Source organism: Sphingobium sp. PNB (assembly GCF_019873065.1).
GTDB classification, from domain to species: domain Bacteria; phylum Pseudomonadota; class Alphaproteobacteria; order Sphingomonadales; family Sphingomonadaceae; genus Sphingobium; species Sphingobium fuliginis.
Genome location: NZ_JAINEZ010000119.1, coordinates 1 through 12,842 on the forward strand (window position 1 = coordinate 1; position 12,842 = coordinate 12,842).

Consider the following 12,842-nt stretch of genomic DNA (forward strand, 5'->3'; position numbering starts at 1 on the left):
ACGATCGCTCGCCCTGATCCTTAAGCGACCCGTGCAACAGGCCCGGGTGCGGCAGAGGAAACGGCATTACGAATAAACCGGGCTAGGGCCGGAGGAAGCAATCCGCTTTCTAAACACCCACAATGCCTCGCTTGGCGCACGGCCCCTCGATTTGGCGATTGCCGATCCAGCGGGATATTCAAGGGTGGAGGGTGCGGTCCAGCTCCTTGCCCGACCCGCAGCCGGCGGTCGGCAGTAATCTTGCTCGTCAACCCGTGCTCACCAGGATTGGACAGAAGATGACAGTTGACCTGGCAGACGAAACGGAACTCATGGTTCGCTATGGCATCATAAAGGTGCCGGTATATCGCTACCATTATCGTGACTGGCGGTATTCGACCTTGAACGATGCGCTTGCTCAAGCCAGGCGCGATGAGGCGGCGCGCTCAAAATGAGCAGCGCGCTGCGGCGTTGAGTCGTGGCACAGGTGCGATCGCAGTGCAAAATCAAAGGAAACTGAAGACGGAATTACCAGCAGATGGATAAGCATTCGATCGATCGGCCCGGATCGGCTTTTGCATTTCCGTCGATTTGTGCTATGAACGCTTCGCTGAACGTCGCGCTTCGACGGATATCGGGCCGCTTCGGCTCTCCTTGTCCCACATTTGCCTCTTCAAGCCGGGATGCCCGCATTGTCGCGGATACCCATGAAACTTGGACAAGGAGCTCCAATATGATCATCGGAACAGTCAAATTCTTCAATGCCGACAAAGGCTATGGTTTCATCGCGCCGGAAAGCGGCGGCGGCGACGCCTTCGTGCACATAAGCGCGGTTGAACGCGCGGGCATGCGCAAGCTTGAGAAGGATCAGCGTGTGTCCTACACGCTGGAAAGGGATCAGCGCGGCAAGGCATCGGCAACCAACCTTCAGCCTGCCTGACGGAGGGACGGGCGACTTCGGCCGGCCCCTACGCGAATTTGAAACAGGACCTTCCTCTTAATGAAAAGATATAAGGAACCGCATTTCCAGGAGCGCATAGCCGCTGCGGCGAGCGCCCGGACAGAGGTTCTCGAGCGACTGCGGACGAAAATGCCCGTGGTTCAGGCCGTTACCCCCGAGCAAGCAGAACGCCGACTGGCAAAGGAAGCTGCAGCGCGGGAAAAGCGCCAGTAAATCTTGCTCGCGGCGAAAGAGCAAAAAAAGCGGCCAAACGTGAGCAGGCCAAGGAAATGGCCGCGGCGAAGACGGTCAAGCAAAAGCCCGAAATCGGTGAGGCTGAACACAAATCAGCCCGCGATGCGCGATATCTCGCACGCAAGAACCGGCTATCGTCTTGAGCGGGATGCCGCAAAGCCTTTTGGCTGGTGCGGCACCCTTGCAGATACAACCCCATGTCCGTCGCCGCCATCGTCGCAAGCGCCTGATCAAAGGCCGCGCCGTGCAGCGAGGGACACTATACAAATGCGGCTCACGCCGCGAGGACCATCTATGAATATATTTTCCAAACCCGATAAACCCGCATCCCGCTCCTCGTCCTTGCGCAGGCCGGAGGCTCGCCTCCCTGCCCTCGGCCGCCCGACGACCCTGTCGAGCAGCGAATTGAAGCGCGTTGTCATCGCGATGGTGGGCTGACTTCATCCCCCGGTAGAGTATTCGCCCTGCGATCATCCAAGTTACAGTGAGGAATCTCCATGAGCCGAGAAGCAATCCGCCCCTATCTAATCTCCAAGGATGATGATGGGAATTTCCGGCTCACGGTGCGCGAGACCCGCTACAATTCCCAGGGCTATCCGCTGGTCACATCGCATATGCAGGAGGAGACCTTCAAATCCGCGGCCGCGGTCCGTACCTTCGCTCGCGACGTGTTCAAGGCCGAATCTGGCCAATATGATCAGACGAAGTCGCGATCGTAACGCGGAATGACCATGCTAGAGCGCGCTACGTTAAATCGGACGCAGGCCGCGCGCTCTAAGCTTTTGTTGTCGCATCGTTTTGAGCGCAAAGCCGGTTCCCACTTTTGCGCACGATGCTCTAGCGCCACAGAATGACCGGACGGCAACACCGGTAGAGCTGGTTGACACCGCACAACTTCCCGACGGAGGTGAATTGCTCCTGTGGCGTCGAGGAGACGATTATTCGATCCGGTTCGGCGAAGACGAACTGATGGGCAATCAGGTTCGCCATTCGGAAGAAGCGCTGGCGACACTGGTATGCGAACGGCTGTCTCAAGGTGACGCCCGCATCCTCATCGGTGGGCTGGGCATGGGCTTCACGCTGGGGGCGGCGCTCTCCTCGCTTTCACCGGCTGCTGAGGTCGTCGTCGCCGAACTTGTGCCGGAGATCGTCAAATGGGCAAGGGGGCCGCTAGCGCATCTGTTTCAGGGCCATCTTGTCGATTCTCGCCTGTCGCTTGAGATGGCCGATGTCCATGACGTGATCGTCAGGCGGGGGGCCGAATTCGATGCCATTCTTCTGGACGTCGATAATGGTCCTGACGGTATGATCCACCTTCCCAACGAGCGGCTTTACTGCGACTGGGGATTGCGGGCGGCGCGTGACGCACTGAGGCCGGGTGGCATTCTCGCCATATGGTCGGCCTACACGGATGATGATTTCGTCGATCGCCTGGAGAATGCCGGATTCGATGTGGAGGAGGTGAGCATCCCTGCGCTGGCGGGCGAGGAACATGTAGTTCACACGATCTGGCTTGCATCCAAGGGCGGTTGAGGTCGACGGCTAACGATGCGCCGGCGAGATCCTGTGGCTATCCGCTCGGCGCCAGAATCGGGTGTCAGAATAGGAAGCGGATGGACCGGCCTTTGGAACGAAAAATTTCGAGCTGGCTTCGTGTAGCGTTCAGCATTTGCGCTCCACTAATTTGAAGTGCTGTGGGCTTGGGCCTCAATCGTTCAGCAAAACAGCCAGTCCAGCCCCCGCAATCAGAACGAGCAGGCCATTCAGAATTACCGCACGGAAAAGGTGTCGTCCCAAAACAGATCGGTAGATAGTTGCAACGTGCTGAGCTTTCGTAGAAAGTTGGGCCTTGATGCCGGGTGAACTCCGGCAACTGCGCCACCTTCGTTTTCCCAATCATCGATCGCTGCCTCCAGTCTCCGTTCACGCTCTCGGGAAAGGGAAGCCGCGCAACGTGCCCGCTCCCGTGCCGCCCCCAGGGCGAGCCCCTGTCGCTCGACGTTGGCGTGCAAACCACGTTCCCGCAATGATGAAGAGGGAGAATATATTGAGATGGACATGTCGCTCTCCTTGCCAAACGGGAGCATAAGTCTCTCTCAGTCACAGCATGTTTGGAAATCAAAACTGGGATACGTCAATATACCACATAATACATCAGGAACCTAACGGACTCATCCTCCGGCAGTGAGATCGAAGCCTCGGCGGCAGCGTGTACAACGCATGGACTCGGTTGCCTGACGGTCACATCGATTCTTCTCGGCATATGAACGATGGACGCTGTGCGGCGTTATAGCTTTATGGCTCCCCCTCCGATTGAACAAGCCGCCAATGCCCTCGTCGCGGAGGTTCAAAGGCAATCAGCAACCCGTCTGGCGTTCTATGATCCTGAAGGCGACTTTCATTTGAGCGCTACAGAATTGGTCCGATCCGTCGTCGCCTCCTTGCGAGAACCCTCTCAGCAGATGATAGACGCGGCTATCTACGAGGAGAGTACCGACCCCCGTGCGACGGCGAAACATGTTTGGCAGGCCATGATCGACGTTATGCTGGAGGAAGGCTGAAAGTCTAACATCCCCAAATGGTCGAATGCGGCTCGGCAGGTTCCTCGGCGATGGTGTGGCAGCTTTGCCGAGTCACCCGCGGCCGACCCGCCATTCCGGAATCGGCCATTTTGGGTGCGAAGTTCGAATAGCTGCCCTTCCGGACCTGGGTCTCGAAAATTGGCCCCGGAACGGCAAAGAAGGGTCGGCTGTGTATGGAACCTCTCGGGACGATGTGCCGCTTGCGTCCATCCATCTCCGTCTTAACATTGTGCCGCAAAGCACGGACACCGACAAAGGATGCAAAGCAGCCGTCGCATCGACAAGCATCGCACTTCCCGTCTTGAGCAGTTCCGCCAGGTTGCACGCAGTCGCGCTTCTCGCGCAGGCAAAGACGCGATATGTGGGCGAAATGAGCGATCCGACCGAAGAACAGCTCGCTGCACTGGGCACTGCGTTCGACACCTTCGCGCGGCGATACAAGCTGGCCGACGCGCGGCGTTCCGAGCGGCCGCTCGCCGAGTTGGACAAGGCCGTGCTGCTCTATGTCGCGGACCATGCCGGTTGCGGCCCGACCGATGTCGCGCGCTTCCTCGCGGTGCCGACGACGACCTTGTCCTCGGCGACGGATCGGCTCGTGAAGCGAGGCTTCCTGAAGCGCGAGCGTATCGAAGCGGATCGCCGGGCGGTCGCGCTCACGCTGTCCGAGGCTGGCGCAGCCTACGCCCAGGCCCAGGTCGAGACATATCGGCAAATGTATATGCTGATGCTTTCGCGGCTGTCGGCTGAGGAACGAGATCGGTTCATCGCGATGATTACAAAGATCGTCTACAACGATGATTGAATAGTCCGAACTTCGTTGTATTTTGTGGGTGACATCGCACGAGCCGCGTCGCGCCAACGGATGGAGCCAAGTCATGACGATATGTGTGAACGGCACGGAAGTTCCACCGCCCGGCGATGCCCGGGTCTCGCTGCTGGATTTGTTACGCGAGCATCTTCATCTCACCGGCACCAAGAAGGGATGCGACCAGGGTGCCTGCGGCGCCTGCACGGTTCTTCTCGATGGCCGCCGCGTCCTGTCCTGCCTGACCTTGGCGGCTCAGGCGGACGGCAGCGAGGTGCGGACGATCGAAGGCCTAGCGGGTGAAGGCGGCGATCTTCACCTATTGCAGCAGGCCTTCATCGCGCATGACGGACTGCAATGTGGCTATTGCACGCCCGGCCAGATCTGCTCGGCGATCGGGATGGCGGAGGAACTTCGCGGGGGCGACCCCAGCTATGTGACCCTCGATATCACCGCCTCACCGGTCGTGACACGCGCGGAGATACGCGAGCGCATGAGCGGCAATCTCTGCCGATGCGGAGCGCATAACGGGATCGTCGAGGCGATCGAGGCGATGCTGGCGGAGACAGCGGCATGACGCCTTTCACCTATGTTCGCGCGGCGGATCGGGCCGACGCCCTCGCCCGCGTTGAGAGTGGCGCACGGTTTCTGGGCGGCGGGACCAACCTTGTCGATCTTCTGCGGCAGAATGTCGAACAGGCGAGCGAATTGGTGGACGTCAGCCATACGCTCGGCACCATTCGCGAAAGCGAAGGCGGCGGGCTGATCATTGACGCGTCAGTCAAGAACGCCGCCGTTGCTGCCGATCCGCTCGTGCGCCGCCGCTACCCGGTGCTTGCCCGCGCACTGCTCGCCGGCGCCTCTGCACAGATCCGCAACATGGCCACGGTCGGGGGCAATATCCTCCAGCGTACGCGCTGCATGTATTTCTACGATGTCGAAGGCGCGCGCTGCAACAAGCGGCAGCCGGGCATCGGATGCGACGCGATCAACGGGTTCAACCGTCATCATGCCATTTTGGGCGCGTCGGATCACCGAACGCGCGGATCTTGGCGGCGGCGCCGTGGTCCTTGGGATAGGCCAGAAACAATTCGGCACCTTCGGCCTGCAGTCCGATATTCACTTCGATGAGCGCGCCGCTGGCCAGCGCGTTGTGGACGAAGAAGGTTGGCAGCAGGGCAATGCCAAGACCCTCCATGGCCGCATCGCGCATGACGAGGCCGCTGTTGACGCGCAGCGCCGCGCGAGGCCGGACCACCGACCAGCCACCCTCTGAGCGGCTTCGTCCATTTTCCAGCGCGGAGAAACGCCAGTCGCTTGCGCGGTTCGAGTATAGGATGGCGCTATGGCGTTCAAGGTCGCCGAGCGTGGCAGGAGTGCCGTTTCTGTCGAGATATCCTGGGGAGGCGACCAGTAACCGCCGGCTGCTCGCGAGCCGCCTCGCGATCAGGCGTCCATCGCCCATCGCGCCATGCCTGAGGACAGCATCGAAGCCTCCGGTCGCGGCATCGACGAAACTGTCGTCGAGTTCGAGCGAAAGCTCGATCTCGGGATAATCGCGCAGAAAGCGCCCCACTGCGGGCCCTAAGTGGAGAATGCCGAAGCCGACCGGCGCGGAAATGCGCAAGGGGCCAACCAGCTTGCCGCTGCGTGCTGCAAGCTCTGAAATCGCCTCCTCTGCTTCGCGAAGGATGCGCTGCGCCCGCGGCAGGAAAGTCAGCCCGCTGCCGGTTAGCGAGAGCTTGCGGGTGGAGCGCTGGATCAGCGTGGTGCCGAGCGTGCGTTCGAGTTCGGCAAGGCGCTCGCTGACCACGGATTTGGCCAGTCCAATGCGTCGAGCGGCCATGCTGATCGAGCCGGCCTCAGAGGTCATCACGAAGGCGACAACTCCATCAAGCTTCATCATCGTTCGGTTATTCCGTCAGTTAGAACCAATTTTCGCCGTCTAGTGCGAACAATGCAGCAGGTTCATCTTGAGGTCCAGAGGCCGGAAGCAGCGAATGCGACCACCTACTTCGGCCCCAACCTGAACCTTGGAGATGTGTCATGAACGATTTTACCGGCAAGAACATACTCGTCCTGGGCGGAAGCCGTGGCATCGGTGCCGCCATCGTACGTCGCCTTGCCTCAACCGATGGTCTTGTTGCCTTCACTTATGCGGGTTCGCGTCAGGCCGCCGAGGACTTGGCGAGCGAAACCGGCGCCACCGCAATTCGCACCGATAGCGCTGACCGCAGTGAACTGATCACCACGGTGGCCGGGCGCGGCGCGCTCGATGTGCTGATCGTCGTCGCCGGTGCGCTGGTTCTCGGAGACCCGTTGGAGATCGAGGCTGACGCCGTCGATCACATGATCGACGTCAACGTGCGGGCACCCTACCACGCCGCCGTCGAGGCCGCGCGCCGGATGAACGAAAACGGCCGCATCATCGTCATTGGATCGGTCAATGGCGATCGCATGCCGTTTGCAGGCGGGGCTGCCTATGCGCTCACCAAGTCGGCGGTACAAGGGATGGTGCGCGGATTGGCGCGGGATTTGGGGCCGCGCGGGATTACGGTGAATTCCATTCAGCCGGGGCCCACCGACAGCGACATGAACCCCGCTGACGGACCGATGGCAGCAACCATGCACAGCTTCATGGCGATCAAGCGTCACGTGCGGCCGGACGAGGTCGCCGAACTAACCGCTTACATCGCTGGGCCGCACGGGGCGATGATCACGGGATCGCTACAGACGATCGACGGCGGGTTCGGGGCTTGAATCCACAGCCGTCTGCACGCAAAAGGCGGGCGTGGCGCGAGCCTCTCCCGCCTTTTGCCGGAAGAACATCGCTCGGGCCACAAGCGACTTAGACAGTTTCCCGTTGATGTCTGCAATTGGCCGCCACGACGCACGGGCAAGATGTCTGGGCTGCCGCCAGAAGCCGTCCTCGATAAGCTAACCTTGGAAAGCGACGGCCGGACTTGGGAGTGATAGATTGGCGCTTGAACGTCCACAAAGGTTCGGTTTTGCCCCGGCAGCTTTGCCCCAACCGCGCAGGCTTTCCCTGCACATCGTGGTGCCAGGGAAATCAATTCAGACCGCAACATTTTTTGTATTTTTTGCCTGATCCGCACGGACAAGGATCGTTGCGTCCTACCTTGTCACCCTTCACGGAAACCGGCCTGTATTGGTCATTCTCCAGCCGCCATTCGTGCAGCAACTGGATCCAGATGGGAATGAGATGAGGAGCTTCCCTGTCCCATTGGTCTTCCTCGACCTCCTTCAACGTGACTCGGCCACTTGAAAAAGCTGCGAGTTCCGAAATTCCCGCTAGCGCTGCTTTCGGTCCTTCGTCATCGCTGGCCCTGATACGGTTCCACCCTTTGGGAGCCAGTTTTATGGCTTTGGAAAAACCCTCGATCCAAAGCTCCCACAGCGTTTCATTGGTGCGGGTATCGACCTCGAATATCGGTTCATATTCGCCGGGATGATTAAGGGAGGCCAAAATCTCGTTGTAATGGCGCATCACCAGATCGAAGAAAGTTTGGAGCCCGGCAGCGTCGTCAAACTTGGGAGTGTCTGGACCCCATATGTGTTTGAACCAGACGGACGGGTTGATGAGATCTGGACTGAGGATGATGCCGGTCAGGAAGCCGTCCAGTTCCGACAGAAGCATCCCGTCATCGAACTGGTTAAGCAGAATATCGTCGAGTTCGTCCAGATAGCGTTCCATGGCGACGATCTTAGCAGCAACATCGCGAGCGGCTATCCGCATTCGATATTGGTTTAGCCGATTGCAGCGCGGCGGCTTTCTTAACGACCAGATGCGCAGCTTTGCCGAGCCGCATGCCGTTAAGCCGTCATTCTGGAATCGGCCAATCATCGGCATCCAGAATGGGCAAGAAGATCACTCTACAAATGGCACAAATTCGTGCATATAGAAATCTTTACGGTAATATCGCCGTAACCGGGGCAGATTCCCGTGCGTTCAGGCTGGGGCGTTCTGGACGAGGTCTGGTAGCCATTGGACGTGTGGTGCGCCGGGGACAGCGAAGCGGTCGCCGAGGAATTGGTAGAAAGAGATGCGCAGCTTGGCGCATGTCTTGAGCAGGCCAATCATGGTGTCGCGAGCGATCCTTCCGGCCTGGCTGACGGTGCCGCCGGAGATTTTGCGCTTGGTGACGAAGGCGCGGATATCGTTTTCCGAACCATTGGTATGCAGGGGGATTTCCGGGCGTTCGAGGACGCGTAGCAACTGCGCCTTTTGGCGATGGAGGCGCGTGAGCAGCCGGTCGAGCATCACGTAACCGGTGCGCCTGGTGAAGATACGGTCGAAGCGGACCCGCAGGGCTCTGGCGCGTTTGGGATCGGGATAGCGCTGCCATGCCTTGAGGTCGGCATAAAGCCACCAGATCAGCGTCCGTTTGAGCTCGACGGCGTCACGATCTTTCTTCGAGCTGGGCTGGAGCTTGTGCACCAGCCGTTCGCCATGGACCCAGCACAGAGCATGATTGTCTCCGACCCGGAACTGGCCGGCCCCATCGGAGACGATCGCCGTGTCGCCCAGCAAGCCTTGCTCGCTGATGGCACCCCACAGGGCACTTTCGGTAGCGACCTTGACCGGATCGGGCTGGACGTTGAGCTTGTCGAAGCCCAGCGCCGCAAGGTGGGCAGCCCAGGCCTGGGCACAAGCGAAGCGCTTGTCACCATGGCTTGCAAGGGCATCGATCTGGGCCGCAGCCATGTTCATCTCGCGCATCCGGGCCATTGCCACGTCATTGACGACATGCTCGCTGCGCCCGGCCTGGAGCAGACCCAGAAAGGCGGCACGGGACTTGGACACGCCGCTCCGGAACACGGCAAAGCGCTGGTCACCCAGTTGCGTGACATAGCCATTGCGCCGGGCATGGGGAGCGCTGGTGTCATCGACGCTGATCCACCGGGCGGTCTCCAGTCCTGTGCGCAAAACGGCCTGATCTTCAGCCACCAGGGCTTCAAGCCCCCTGCTCAGAAGGCGAACAACTTGCCGCTTGGAGATGTGCAGGCCCATTCCGTTCAAGATGGCTGTCAGCCGTTCACTCGTCATCTGCCCCTGAAAGTGACCTGCGGCAATGAAGCGACGAAGCTCGGGGCCAAAGCCACCCAGAATGCCCGGCGGCAAAGGCGCCAATATCCGCTCGCCCGTCGCCGTCTCCCAGCGTTCGCGGCGATGGCGCACCACCTCGACGCTGATCTTCAGATCCTGCACCAGCACGTCTTCGTAGCCGCGAAACCTCGATCCGGCAGGCGCATCCGCCTTCAGCTTCACTTCTGACGTTACAGCCAGCTTGTCACGCACCGATCCCCGGCCGCGTTTACGGCCTTTCTTGCTCTTCGGCTTCGATGTTGCCTGCTCCATCCCTGATGGCTTCGTCTTGAACTTCGGTCGCGGCGGCAGCCCTTTCAGCCGCGCGATCTCGTCCTTCAGCGCGAGATTCTCGGCCTTCAGTTCGGCATTCTCTATCGTCAGACGCTCAACCGTCTCCTGAAGCGTGCCGACCTTGTTCGTCACCTCGATCATCAGCGCCTTCATCTCCTCGTCGGAAATGCGCGAGAGATTGGTCCAGGGAATTTCACCATAGGGCGTGACGACCTTGACGTCGCTGTAATCGCCGCTCGCGCTGCTGGGCGTCACCCCCACATGGAGATTCTCCAGCCCGGTGTTGCGCACGCATTATTCGACCAGAGAAAGGGTGAAGAAGGCCTTCTCATCGTCGGTCAACATGTCGTCAGCCATGCTCGGCTCGATGTTTGTCGGATCGCGGCGCTCCTTCAAGGCCCATCAGACCCTATCATCCCTGCCCGCGGCATTGGCCCAGCGCGTCCTCATATTTAGCGCAGGCTTTGTCGATCGCTGCCTGAAATTTGTCGGCCTGTCGCTCACCTTCTCTCCGCACCTTGGCAATCTGCATCCCGATGCGGGCGCGCTCTTCCTCCAGCTCCGCAATGCGCGCTTCTACCGATCGTCGATGCTCGTCCAGCTTCTGCGCCCAAATCCAGCGCCGTTCGGCTGCGTTGCGGCCGGGGCTTTGCTGGCGGCTTCGCCGGGATCACCCTGCCCTCTGCCTTGCGCGCCGTCGCCTTCATCGACTTGCCCGCCGAGGCCAGATGTTCGGCAGCGGTGCCGCGGGCGCGCTTGATGACGGTGCCCGGCTTTTAGGCCGCTTCCTCCAAAAGCTTTGGATCGTCGATCCTTTCGGCAATGCCTCGCGCGAAGAGATCGGCGTCGGCTCCCCAGGTCTTCAACGCCGCCTTCCGGCTGCTTGCTGCGACATAGGCGTCATGAAAGCCGATTGGTGTCCGGAAGAGCTTCAGTCTGGGCGCCATATAGCCTGCCCTCTACGACATGAAGGCGGCCCGTCGGTCGGGGGAACTGACGAGCCGCCGATATCATCGAACCGCGCGAGGGGGGCAAAGATGCGCGGATCGATGAAGGAGCAACGGGCAAAGGAAACCCCGGTTCCTAACGTTACGGCTGCGTCTCGCTACAAGGGCTGTTTCCTCAGGCTCCTGAACGTGATCGACCATCGCAGCGCCTCCACAGGCGCGATGCTGTGCTCCCAGTCATGCCTGGCTTGCCCACTCATATGGTAGATGGAACGCGGCGCGAGCATCGCATTTGCACGGCTGAAGCCTGTCTCCGTGCGGCGTCGGAAGCGCATGGCGGCCGGTTCGCCGAGCGAAATGCCGATCACATGCTCGAACGCCGGCCGGTCGCGATGCCAGCCGATACCCGCGCCTGGGTCATAGCGGATCAGCAGCATCTGCTCGAGTTCGTCCGGTGCCAGCCCTGCGAACCGCGCGGCGCGCGTCCTGGCGGTCATCGCCCAGTCCGGGATGGGCTCGCACGGTCCGAATTTGCCCGTCTGGAAATCATAGCTCCAGCCGAAGCTCTTGGTGAGCCGTTTGCCAGTCCACTGCTGAAAGAGGAAAGGCGTGAGCCCTGCACCATCGATCCCATGGATTAAGGTGCGTTCTTCTTCCGCTGTGATGAAGCCCTCCTCCTGGGTCAACCCAGGCAGCACCGGCTCGCGCGGCGGCGGCGGCAAATCGAGGGGAAGCATCATGGCCATCGGCGTTATCGTCTGCTCTGGCCGATCAAAGCGCGAGGCTCGTCTGCACCGGCTTGGTCAGGATTTCCTCGATCTTGAAGATGTCGCCGGGCGGCGTCACAAGCAGTTCCTCTTGCGGAACCAGCAAATCCAGCCACTGCATGACCTGCCGCCGTTCGATGATCGCGCCATGGCGGCCCTGATAACGGATGACGTCAGGGTTCGCGTCGACGGTGAGGATGCGGTAACTCACTGGCCAGTCCCCCATCGGCGGTTCCCAGATGGCGGCGAGATAGAAGAAATTGCCGTCCTCGCGGAAGGCGCGGGACTTCTTCTCACCGTTGCGGATGTGGAACTCGGAGGCTGGAACGAGACAGCGGTTGCTGGGAAAGCTTTTGCCTTCCGATCGGATGAACTCGTAGGAGACGCCGTCGGCAAAGCGCGGGTTGGAACCCCAGGCCGCTTCAATCATCTCAATTTCTCGGGCATCATCCGGGTTGCGTCGGATGATGGCACGGCGACTTCCGAGGGCGTCGGAGTCGAAGGGAGTTGCTTTCGAGTCCATGGTGAGAACATAAAGCGAACGGACGCCAAGGGCAAGCTGAGGAAACCCGCGCGGAGAGCCTATGTGCAACGATGGTGTGATTGCGAAGTGAGTCCTCGCAGCCTTCCAGGCTCCAGCTAACGTTTTAGATACCCGCTAGGCTCGCTCTTGTCTACGAGGTCGACGCGAAGATCGCCTCAAGATGGTGGTCCGATAAGTTGAGAGCTGCTATCTATCAGGGCGGGGATTTACCCCAATCGTTGCAACGCAGTCATCTCAATCCGGTCCTTGCGGGCATCATCCGCATTAGCGGATTCCGTTATTATTCGATTCCGTTTTCAACTGGGCATTGGATCCTCACAAGCTATGGCGTGTGCCCAACACTGGCGACGCTTCGCCGGTGCGTGCATCAGGCTGCAGCACATTCAGCGGGCTCCTTGGTCCAGTTAAATTCCGTTCCGTCCGCCCATATGCGGTGCATGACGACAGCCAGTTTCCTGGCAACCGCGATGATCGCACGACGCAGACCGCGTCGCTTCGCCACTGTTAAGCCCCAGTCACGGATGCTTGATTGCTTCCTTGCGCGGCGACTGACAGGATGCGAGCGTAGCGACAATCAAGATGAGAATCGGTTGTTGGGGTGTCGGTGAAGGGCGGAGGGCGT

At 60.2% G+C, this 12,842-nt stretch carries 16 protein-coding genes and 2 pseudogenes; 11 read left to right on the forward strand and 7 right to left on the reverse strand.

All coding sequences use genetic code 11. From position 1 onward, the window contains the following. Nucleotides 1–278: 278 nt before the first annotated feature. The 9 genes and pseudogenes from K7W03_RS24540 to K7W03_RS24580 all read left to right on the forward strand — a co-directional run. Nucleotides 279–434, forward strand: coding sequence for a hypothetical protein (locus K7W03_RS24540; protein WP_222887574.1), 156 nt, complete (start codon nucleotides 279–281; stop codon nucleotides 432–434). Between the two features lie 278 nt (nucleotides 435–712). Continuing rightward, on the forward strand, nucleotides 713–919 hold the full coding sequence (locus tag K7W03_RS24545) for a cold-shock protein (RefSeq protein ID WP_222887582.1): 207 nt from the start codon (nucleotides 713–715) through the stop codon (nucleotides 917–919). Nucleotides 920–979: 60 nt separating this feature from the next. Then, complete coding sequence (locus K7W03_RS28390; protein WP_222887575.1) at nucleotides 980–1,153, forward strand: DUF6481 family protein; 174 nt, start codon at nucleotides 980–982, stop codon at nucleotides 1,151–1,153. Between the two features lie 518 nt (nucleotides 1,154–1,671). Further along, nucleotides 1,672–1,893 carry a hypothetical protein gene (locus tag K7W03_RS24555; protein ID WP_222887576.1) on the forward strand — a complete coding sequence of 74 codons (222 nt, stop codon included), beginning with the start codon at nucleotides 1,672–1,674 and terminating at the stop codon, nucleotides 1,891–1,893. Nucleotides 1,894–1,972: 79 nt separating this feature from the next. Beyond that, a complete protein-coding gene (locus K7W03_RS24560) occupies nucleotides 1,973–2,707 on the forward strand; it encodes a spermidine synthase (RefSeq protein ID WP_226870475.1) in 735 nt (244 codons plus the stop codon). Nucleotides 2,708–3,444: 737 nt separating this feature from the next. Next, nucleotides 3,445–3,735, forward strand: coding sequence for a hypothetical protein (locus K7W03_RS24565; RefSeq protein WP_222887577.1), 291 nt, complete (start codon nucleotides 3,445–3,447; stop codon nucleotides 3,733–3,735). Between the two features lie 391 nt (nucleotides 3,736–4,126). After that, entirely contained in the window at nucleotides 4,127–4,558 is a 432-nt protein-coding gene (locus tag K7W03_RS24570; protein WP_025548418.1) for a MarR family winged helix-turn-helix transcriptional regulator, read from the forward strand. Between the two features lie 73 nt (nucleotides 4,559–4,631). After that, nucleotides 4,632–5,138, forward strand: a complete 507-nt coding sequence (locus K7W03_RS24575; protein ID WP_052628124.1) for a 2Fe-2S iron-sulfur cluster-binding protein — start codon at nucleotides 4,632–4,634, stop codon at nucleotides 5,136–5,138. Then, nucleotides 5,135–5,593: pseudogene (locus K7W03_RS24580) on the forward strand (FAD binding domain-containing protein); the annotation flags it as partial. The gene K7W03_RS24575 and the pseudogene K7W03_RS24580, both read left to right, overlap by 4 nt. Here K7W03_RS24580 and K7W03_RS24585 read toward each other — a convergent pair. Continuing rightward, nucleotides 5,559–6,467, reverse strand: a complete 909-nt coding sequence (locus tag K7W03_RS24585) for a LysR family transcriptional regulator (RefSeq protein WP_222887578.1) — start codon at nucleotides 6,465–6,467, stop codon at nucleotides 5,559–5,561. The pseudogene K7W03_RS24580 and the gene K7W03_RS24585 overlap by 35 nt on opposite strands. Nucleotides 6,468–6,607: 140 nt before the next feature. Between K7W03_RS24585 and bdcA the strand changes: the two genes are divergently transcribed. Continuing rightward, the gene (bdcA, locus tag K7W03_RS24590; protein ID WP_065846718.1) at nucleotides 6,608–7,321 is read left to right on the forward strand and encodes an SDR family oxidoreductase; all 714 of its coding nucleotides are present in this window, start codon (nucleotides 6,608–6,610) and stop codon (nucleotides 7,319–7,321) included. 310 nt (nucleotides 7,322–7,631) lie between these two features. Here bdcA and K7W03_RS24595 read toward each other — a convergent pair whose 3' ends face one another. Further along, nucleotides 7,632–8,426, reverse strand: a complete 795-nt coding sequence (locus K7W03_RS24595) for a UPF0149 family protein (RefSeq protein ID WP_226870477.1) — start codon at nucleotides 8,424–8,426, stop codon at nucleotides 7,632–7,634. Nucleotides 8,427–8,531: 105 nt separating this feature from the next. Further along, a complete protein-coding gene (locus K7W03_RS28255; RefSeq protein ID WP_222887579.1) occupies nucleotides 8,532–10,223 on the reverse strand; it encodes an IS66 family transposase in 1,692 nt (563 codons plus the stop codon). A 52-nt stretch (nucleotides 10,224–10,275) separates the two neighbouring features. On the opposite strand from K7W03_RS28255, the gene K7W03_RS24605 reads away from it, so the two are divergent. Continuing rightward, entirely contained in the window at nucleotides 10,276–10,722 is a 447-nt protein-coding gene (locus K7W03_RS24605) for a hypothetical protein (RefSeq protein WP_222887580.1), read from the forward strand. A gap of 16 nt (nucleotides 10,723–10,738) precedes the next feature. Here K7W03_RS24605 and K7W03_RS24610 read toward each other — a convergent pair whose 3' ends face one another. The 4 genes and pseudogenes from K7W03_RS24610 to K7W03_RS27960 form a co-directional block, all read right to left on the reverse strand. Next, nucleotides 10,739–10,909, reverse strand: a complete 171-nt coding sequence (locus tag K7W03_RS24610) for a hypothetical protein (RefSeq protein ID WP_222887581.1) — start codon at nucleotides 10,907–10,909, stop codon at nucleotides 10,739–10,741. Nucleotides 10,910–11,067: 158 nt separating this feature from the next. Next, on the reverse strand, nucleotides 11,068–11,655 hold the full coding sequence (locus K7W03_RS24615; protein ID WP_226870478.1) for an alpha-ketoglutarate-dependent dioxygenase AlkB: 588 nt from the start codon (nucleotides 11,653–11,655) through the stop codon (nucleotides 11,068–11,070). Nucleotides 11,656–11,680: 25 nt separating this feature from the next. Further along, nucleotides 11,681–12,106 carry an SOS response-associated peptidase family protein gene (locus tag K7W03_RS24620; RefSeq protein ID WP_083199125.1) on the reverse strand — a complete coding sequence of 142 codons (426 nt, stop codon included), beginning with the start codon at nucleotides 12,104–12,106 and terminating at the stop codon, nucleotides 11,681–11,683. Nucleotides 12,107–12,587: 481 nt separating this feature from the next. Next, nucleotides 12,588–12,758 (reverse strand): annotated as a pseudogene (locus K7W03_RS27960) (IS110 family transposase); the annotation flags it as partial. Nucleotides 12,759–12,842: the final 84 nt, after the last annotated feature.

Excerpts from the sequence above, each read along its gene's own strand:
- K7W03_RS24575 (WP_052628124.1), top strand. The coding sequence starts at position 4,632 with ATGACGATATGTGTGAACGGCACGGAAGTTCCACCGCCCGGCGATGCC.
- K7W03_RS28390 (WP_222887575.1), top strand. The coding sequence starts at position 980 with ATGAAAAGATATAAGGAACCGCATTTCCAGGAGCGCATAGCCGCTGCG.
- K7W03_RS24565 (WP_222887577.1), top strand. The coding sequence starts at position 3,445 with ATGGACGCTGTGCGGCGTTATAGCTTTATGGCTCCCCCTCCGATTGAA.
- K7W03_RS24610 (WP_222887581.1), bottom strand. The coding sequence starts at position 10,909 with ATGGCGCCCAGACTGAAGCTCTTCCGGACACCAATCGGCTTTCATGAC.
- K7W03_RS24620 (WP_083199125.1), bottom strand. The coding sequence starts at position 12,106 with ATGATTGAAGCGGCCTGGGGTTCCAACCCGCGCTTTGCCGACGGCGTC.
- K7W03_RS24540 (WP_222887574.1), top strand. The coding sequence starts at position 279 with ATGACAGTTGACCTGGCAGACGAAACGGAACTCATGGTTCGCTATGGC.
- K7W03_RS24545 (WP_222887582.1), top strand. The coding sequence starts at position 713 with ATGATCATCGGAACAGTCAAATTCTTCAATGCCGACAAAGGCTATGGT.
- K7W03_RS24555 (WP_222887576.1), top strand. The coding sequence starts at position 1,672 with ATGAGCCGAGAAGCAATCCGCCCCTATCTAATCTCCAAGGATGATGAT.
- bdcA (WP_065846718.1), top strand. The coding sequence starts at position 6,608 with ATGAACGATTTTACCGGCAAGAACATACTCGTCCTGGGCGGAAGCCGT.
- K7W03_RS24615 (WP_226870478.1), bottom strand. The coding sequence starts at position 11,655 with ATGGCCATGATGCTTCCCCTCGATTTGCCGCCGCCGCCGCGCGAGCCG.
- K7W03_RS24595 (WP_226870477.1), bottom strand. The coding sequence starts at position 8,426 with ATGATTGGCCGATTCCAGAATGACGGCTTAACGGCATGCGGCTCGGCA.
- K7W03_RS24570 (WP_025548418.1), top strand. The coding sequence starts at position 4,127 with ATGAGCGATCCGACCGAAGAACAGCTCGCTGCACTGGGCACTGCGTTC.
- K7W03_RS24585 (WP_222887578.1), bottom strand. The coding sequence starts at position 6,467 with ATGATGAAGCTTGATGGAGTTGTCGCCTTCGTGATGACCTCTGAGGCC.